The sequence below is a fragment of the Falsiroseomonas sp. genome, assembly GCF_051859025.1.
GTDB lineage: Bacteria > Pseudomonadota > Alphaproteobacteria > Acetobacterales > Acetobacteraceae > Falsiroseomonas.
The window spans coordinates 1-4,740 of the sequence record NZ_JBHYGL010000010.1 but is presented as its reverse complement, the minus strand read 5'-3'; the positions used below and the strand labels follow the sequence as shown (position 1 = coordinate 4,740).

The following is a 4,740-nucleotide window of genomic DNA, read 5'->3' as shown; positions in this document are numbered from 1 at the left end:
CCCGTAGTTTTTCATATGAACATGGAGCTTGATGATGAGTGATACCGATGTGGCGGCCGTTGAACTGCCGGTCCCGGCTGTGGCTACGGAGGCAGAGGCGAACGCCAGCGCCGTATCCATCCGTTTCGATGACAAGGGCATGGTGACGACCTACGCGAATGTGGCGAGCGTTGCCGCAACGACTGATGAAATCCTGCTCCTATTCGGGATGAATAAGGGCTGGGGCGTTTCCGGCGCTCCAATGGAGGTCGGCCTGTCGAACCGAATCATCATTACCACGAGTGTTGCTCGCGGCCTCGTGGACACCCTTACGCGCGTCCTCAATGCGGGACGCGTTTAAATCTGCGTGCCAGCGTCCTTTGGCGGTGAGAGTAAGAGCGGTTCCCACGTACATCCGTTGAGACGGGTATTTGCATGATGAACGATGGCAGCACGAGCGGGGCCGAGACGACACCCGCGCGGGGACGGCGCGACATTGATGCGCCATCGACCGCCGCCTCCATCCGCTTCGATGACGCGCGGATGGCGACGAGTTATGCCAATGCTGCCAGCGTCGCATTCAGTTCGGACGAGATCCACCTGCTTTGCGGCATGAACAAGGGCGTGATGGTTCCCGGTGCTGGATTTGAGGTGACGCTTGCCAGTCGCGGCATCATTGCGCCGACCGTTGTGCGCGGTCTGGTGGAGACGCCGACGCGACTACGGGATACGTCTCGACGTTGACGGCAGATGGTATGAGCGGCCGGATTGGGAGATATTCATTGTCAGTGTCGGTGTTTTTTAAGTGGAGCGGATTGATCGCGCTCGCCGCAGTGGCATGGCAACCCGCCGCCGCGGAGACCGCGTTGTCACTGCGGGCGTTCGCCGAGGCCGTACTGCTCGCGGACGACACGTTGGCGGGCAGGCGACTTGATATTGATATAGCAGGAGCAGATCTTCGGGGGGCACGAGGGGCATTTGAACCTTCGGCGTTCATCAGTGGGCGGCGCGACCGGTCGAACGTCGAGAACACAGCGCAGGAGCGACTTCAGAGAGGCTTGTCGAATTCCTTCGACAGCAGAGTTACAGACTTCAAGGCGGGGCTTGCATCGCGGACTGAGACGGGTGGCGATGTTGAATTTGCCTACCGGATCGATCGGTATCGCAATAATTTGCAGCCGCAGAGCCTCTATGGGCGCGAGTTCAGGTCGGTGGTGGGCGTGTCAGTGACGCAGCCATTGCTGCGCGGCGCGGGACGCGCGTTCAATAGAGCGCCGATCAACATCGCAGAATACGAGGAACGCCTGGCGGAGGAGATCTTCCGCCTGTCCGTCCAGCAACGGCTAGCAGACGCGGTGGGAAGCTATATCCAGTTTCAAGAGGCGACCGAACGCGTCGAACTGCTTCGCTCCTCGCTTGAGGTTGCGGATCAGCTTGTCCGAACGGCGCAGCGCATGGCGGCACTGGGCGCGCGCCCAGGTTCAGTCATCATCGAAGCGGTCGTGTTCAGGGACACCCGGCGGCAGCAACTCGAACAGGCGCGGCAGGATATGGTGGAGGCGCGGGCTTCAATGCGTAGCCTGCTGCTGGCGACTGAGGGCAGGCTTCGCGACGGCGCCGCGCCCGCCGCCGTCCAGATCAGGAATGTTCCGAGGATCGGAGATCGCGCGCTGACGGTGCCGGACGTCGAGTCGATGCGCAATACTGCCTTCGAACGACGCTCGGAGAGCCGGATAGCCGCCCTTCGTGTGGCTAGGGATAGCATTCGAATATCTGCGGCGGAAAACCAGATGCTGCCGCAGTTGGATATCACGGCGCGCTACGATTTGGATGGTCTTTCGGATTCCGCTCAGGCCTCCGTGGGGCGCGCCGCGCGTGGGCCTAACCGCGTATGGGGCGTCGGTATCGAGTTGCGTGTACCGCTGCAGGGAAATCAGCGTGCGCGGGCCGATCACGACGCGGCGCGACTGCGTCGAGATCAGTCGGAGCTCGCGCTTGTTGCTGCAAGGCAGCGGATCGCCAATGAAGTCGAGAGCACCCGCGAAGCGGCAGAGGGCGCGGTGAGGCAGTTGGAGAGCCAGCGCGCGCTCGTCATGAGCCAGCGCGAGCTGTTGCGTTCGGCCGACGTGCAAGCGGAGGGCGGACGCATGTCCGGTATTGAACTGCAGCGGCGGCGGCTAGAGCTACTCCAGGCGGAGGAGCAATTGCTGTCGCGGAAGGCCGCCGCCTATCGGGCACGATTCGCGATCGCGTTCACGAGCGGGAGACTGGCTGAAGAGCTGGAGCGGGACTGATGTGGTTACGTCTTCGGGAAGCATTTTGGCTTCTTCTGCTGCTTTCAGCTCATCCCGCTCTCGCTCAGGATATCTGGCTTCCAGGATACACACGGCCGCTCTTCGACCTCAATCTATCGCTCCCCGTCACCGGACGGATCGAGGAATTGCTGGTGCGTGAGGGCGACCGCGTAGAGCCTGCCGCGCGCCTCTTGGCGGTTGATAGCAATCTCGAAGCGATGGAGTTGCGTCGGAGGCGTGCGATCCTTGAGAGCCGGGCGGAACTGGCTGGTGCACTGGCCCGGCAGCCGCTTATCCTCGCTCAGTTGCGGGCGGCAAGAACGATGCATGCAAACGGGGTGGCCATCAGTCGAGAGGACCTTCAGGCACGCGAGCTTGCCGCCATCGTCGTGGCCACGGAGATCGAGGTCAGGCGGGCGCAAAAGCAGATGGAACTGGTCGACTACGAGATCGCTGGAGAAGTACTCGAGCGACGTTCGTTGCGGGCCCCGATCGCGGGCCGTATCGCGCGCATCATGCGTTTCCCCGGCGAGAGTGTTCTGGCCAACGAGCCCATCATTCGGCTCGTGGCCGTCGATCGCCTTCTGTTTGTGGGGGCGTTGGAGGCACGGGTGGCTGCACGGTTCAGGTTGGGTGCCTCTGCATCGGTCAGGGTCGACGATGTATCGGGGGAAGTCGAAGTTCTCGGAACGGTAACGCTGGTCGGCCCCGTTGCCGACCCTGCTAGCGGCCTCGTTGAAGTGCGTGTCGAGTTTGCGAATAGCAACGAGTCGTTGCGTGCCGGCGTACCCGCGCGGTTGCGCTTGGTCGAATGACGGCCGATCGTGTCCCATCGCGTGGTGTAGGAGCGCAGTGATCTTCGGCGGGCTGGGCCGCCGGGTCAGGCAGGCACAGCCGAGAGCCTGACGGTGGCGTTATCGCTGACGGTGCTGATGGCTTCCAGGGTCATGTAGCGGGCGCGCTGGGTGGCCCATTCGTCGGACTGTTCGAGGAGAATAGCGCCGGCTGATCCTCCCCCCTGCCTGGGATCCGCGTGTGATGAGAGAGTCGGCCTCCTTGGGAGGAGGCAGGGATGCCGAGGAAGCGTCACATGGCGGAGCAGATCATCGGTCTGCTGCGGCAGGCTGAGGTGAAGTTGGCGCAGGGCCGGACGGTGGAGGAGATCTGCCGCCTGCTCGCGTTATCGGAGGCGACGTTCTATCGCTGGCGATCTGAGTATGGCGGGCAGAAGGTGGATCAGGCGCGTCGGCTGAAGGACGTCGAGCGCGAGAATGCGCGTCTGAAGCGGGCGGTGGCGGAGCTGACGCTCGACAAGCAGATCCTGAAAGAGGCCGCGGAGGGAAACTTCTAGGCCCCGAGCGCCGCCGGGCTGGCGTGCGGCATGTGCAGTCGGTGCTCGGGGTGTCCGAGCGCCGCGCCTGCCGCACGCTGGGCCAGCCACGGTCGACGCAGCGCAAGGTGCGGGTGGTGCGGTCCGACGAGGCCGCGCTGACCGAGGCGGTGGTGTCGCTGGCGGCGGAGTATGGCCGCTACGGCTACCGCCGGATCACCGCGCTGCTGCGGGCGAAGGGCTGGCGGGTCAACGCCAAGCGCGTGGAGCGCATCTGGCGGCGTGAGGGGCTGAAGGTGCCGCGGCGGCAGCCGAAGCGCGGCCGACTGTGGTTGAACGACGGGTCCTGTGTTCGGCCGCGTCCGTGCTGGCCGGGGCATGTCTGGGCGTATGACTTCGTACAGCACCGGACGCATGACGGGCGGCGCTTTCGCATGCTGACGGTGATCGACGTGTACACGCGGGAGTGCCAGGCGATCGTGGTGGCGCGGCGGCTAACGTCGGGCGACGTGATGCAGGTGCTGACGGATCTGTTTGTGGAGCGTGGTCCGCCGGGGCACATCCGCTCTGACAACGGCCCGGAGTTCGTGGCGAAGGTGGTGCGCGGTTGGCTTCGCCGGGTCGGGATGACGACACTGTTCATCGAGCCCGGCAGCCCCTGGGAGAACGGCTACAACGAGAGCCTCAACGGCAAGCTGCGGGACGAACTGCTGGACCGCGAGATATTCTATTCGCTGCGGGAAGCAGCGGTGCTGATCGAGCGCTGGCGGCGCCACTACAACACGGTCAGGCCGCACAGCGCGCTGGGCTATCGGCCGCCGGCGCCGGAAGCGGTGTTGCCCTGGCCGGCTGGCCCCGCCTACGCTCCGCTCCGGCAGGCCCAGCCGGCAAGGCCAGAACACGGGCCAAGTCTCTCATAGCCCGTGGATGCCCGATCTGGGGCAGGTCAGCATCGTCCAAGTCCCGGCTACTCGCCCTCGGTGCCCTCGCGGTCACGTTCGCCTCGGTAGTCGCCGTCGCCCAACACGCACCCGACCACGCGCCGATGAGCGGCAGACATGCGCATGGAGCCATGCATCACGGTAACCGTCGTCTGGGACCCACCTTGCGGCGCGGGCTTCTGATGGTGCGCTGTCG

At 64.5% G+C, this 4,740-nt stretch carries 5 protein-coding genes and 1 pseudogene; 5 read left to right on the top strand and 1 reads right to left on the bottom strand.

Going from position 1 to position 4,740, the window contains the following annotated elements; genetic code table 11:
* Positions 1-34: 34 nt before the first annotated feature.
* The 4 genes from ACTIE5_RS11110 (at position 35) to ACTIE5_RS11095 (ending at position 3,088) form a co-directional block, all read left to right on the top strand.
* Complete coding sequence (locus ACTIE5_RS11110; protein ID WP_439549764.1) at positions 35-340, top strand: DUF3467 domain-containing protein; 306 nt, start codon at positions 35-37, stop codon at positions 338-340.
* Between the two features lie 74 nt (positions 341-414).
* Positions 415-723 (top strand): hypothetical protein, encoded by a 309-nt coding sequence (locus ACTIE5_RS11105; RefSeq protein ID WP_439549763.1) that lies wholly within the window; start codon positions 415-417, stop codon positions 721-723.
* A gap of 11 nt (positions 724-734) precedes the next feature.
* Positions 735-2,273, top strand: coding sequence for a TolC family protein (locus ACTIE5_RS11100; protein WP_439549762.1), 1,539 nt, complete (start codon positions 735-737; stop codon positions 2,271-2,273).
* A complete protein-coding gene (locus tag ACTIE5_RS11095; RefSeq protein ID WP_439549761.1) occupies positions 2,273-3,088 on the top strand; it encodes an efflux RND transporter periplasmic adaptor subunit in 816 nt (271 codons plus the stop codon). Before ACTIE5_RS11100 ends, ACTIE5_RS11095 begins: the two co-directional genes overlap by 1 nt.
* 65 nt (positions 3,089-3,153) lie before the next feature.
* Here the strand turns inward: ACTIE5_RS11095 and ACTIE5_RS11090 are convergent.
* Positions 3,154-3,276 (bottom strand): annotated as a pseudogene (locus ACTIE5_RS11090) (IS256 family transposase); the annotation flags it as partial.
* Between the two features lie 69 nt (positions 3,277-3,345).
* On the opposite strand from ACTIE5_RS11090, the gene ACTIE5_RS11085 reads away from it, so the two are divergent.
* A protein-coding gene (locus ACTIE5_RS11085) for an IS3 family transposase (protein WP_439549760.1) occupies positions 3,346-4,523 on the top strand; the annotation gives its coding sequence in 2 pieces (ribosomal slippage) (positions 3,346-3,610 and positions 3,610-4,523; 1,179 coding nt in all).
* Positions 4,524-4,740 lie beyond the last annotated feature (217 nt).